The 1262-nt window shown below is 69.3% G+C and carries 1 protein-coding gene and 1 pseudogene; one reads left to right on the top strand and one right to left on the bottom strand.

The features are described from left to right. Nucleotides 1-149: 149 nt before the first annotated feature. Nucleotides 150-1019, top strand: coding sequence for a serine O-acetyltransferase (gene cysE / locus Q7A36_RS39915; RefSeq protein WP_305109343.1), 870 nt, complete (start codon nucleotides 150-152; stop codon nucleotides 1017-1019). On the opposite strand, the pseudogene Q7A36_RS39910 reads toward cysE, so the two are convergent. After that, a pseudogene (locus Q7A36_RS39910) lies at nucleotides 1007-1262 on the bottom strand (hypothetical protein); the annotation flags it as partial. The gene cysE and the pseudogene Q7A36_RS39910 sit on opposite strands and share 13 nt — an antisense overlap.

Below are 1262 nucleotides of genomic sequence, written 5' to 3'. Positions count from 1 at the left end.
TTTTTTTCCTGCCTGCTGGATCCGGCCTGCATGGCAGGCATGCTCCACCGGGCTTGCCAAGAACTACGATCCCGTCAGCCTGTTCTCGTGACGAGGGCAGCCTGCCTAAGCCCGGACCAATCCGCACGCGAGAGGAGGACTCCGCCCGCATGTCGCGTCCCCAACTCGGCCACCTGACCCTCGTCGCACGTGATCCGCAGGCGCTGCAGGACTTCACCGATCAGCTCTGGCTGCGCCTGCGTCGGGAGGCGGAGGAGGCTTATGGCCGTGCGCCGCAGCTCGCCGCGCTCTTCCTCGAATCCATCACCAATCAGCCGAGCTTCGAGATCGCGGTCATGCACCGCGTCGCCTCCCGGCTGAAGAACGATGTCATCCCATTGCCTCTGATCCTGCAGGCCTTCCATCGCGCGATGCTGGCCGATGCCGGCATCGCGGAAGCGATACGGGCCGACATCACGGCGGTGTACGAGCGCGATCCGGCCTGCGAGCGCTTCCTCGAGCCCTTCCTCTACTTCAAGGGCTTCCACGCCATCGAGGCGCACCGCCTGACGCACTGGCTCTGGGGCAATGGCGAGCGGGATTTCGCGCTCTATCTGCAGAGCCGGACCTCCGAGGTCTTCCAGACCGACATCCATCCGGCCGCACGCTTCGGCCGCGGCATCTTCCTCGACCATGCCACCGGCCTCGTCGTCGGCGAGACCGCCGTGGTCGAGGACGACGTCTCCCTGCTGCAGGCGGTGACACTGGGCGGAACGGGGAAGGAGGCGGGCGACCGCCATCCGAAGATCGCCCGCGGCGTGATGATCGGCGCCGGCGCCAAGATCCTCGGCAATATCCGCATCGGCGAGAATGCGCGCGTCGCGGCCGGCTCGGTCGTGCTGCGGCCGGTTCCGCCGCATGCGACGGTCGCCGGCGTGCCGGCGCGGGTGGTGCGCACCCAGACGCCGGACCACCCCGCGCAGACCATGGACCAGGTGTTGAGCGACCTGTCCTACGAGACCTTCGACTACGTGATCTGACTGGCAGGGGTCGGCTGCCGGTTCTCCACCAGCACCGGCTGGCCGGGCAGGCGCGGCGCGCGCTCTGCCATCATCCGCCCGACCGTGTCCCTCATCCCACCCGGCAGGAAGGTAACCACCAGCGTGACCGACCGCGTCGGCCAGGCCGGCTGCGCCTGGGCGGCGACGGGCTGCGCCGTAGCGCCGGGCAGAACGGCGCGATGCCGGGCCAGGGCGCCGTGTCCCGGCATCGCCCCGGCCCTC

Source organism: Paracraurococcus lichenis, assembly GCF_030657435.1.
GTDB lineage: Bacteria > Pseudomonadota > Alphaproteobacteria > Acetobacterales > Acetobacteraceae > Paracraurococcus > Paracraurococcus lichenis.
The sequence above is the reverse complement of the archived record's forward strand: the minus strand, read 5'-3'. Positions and strand labels throughout refer to the sequence as shown.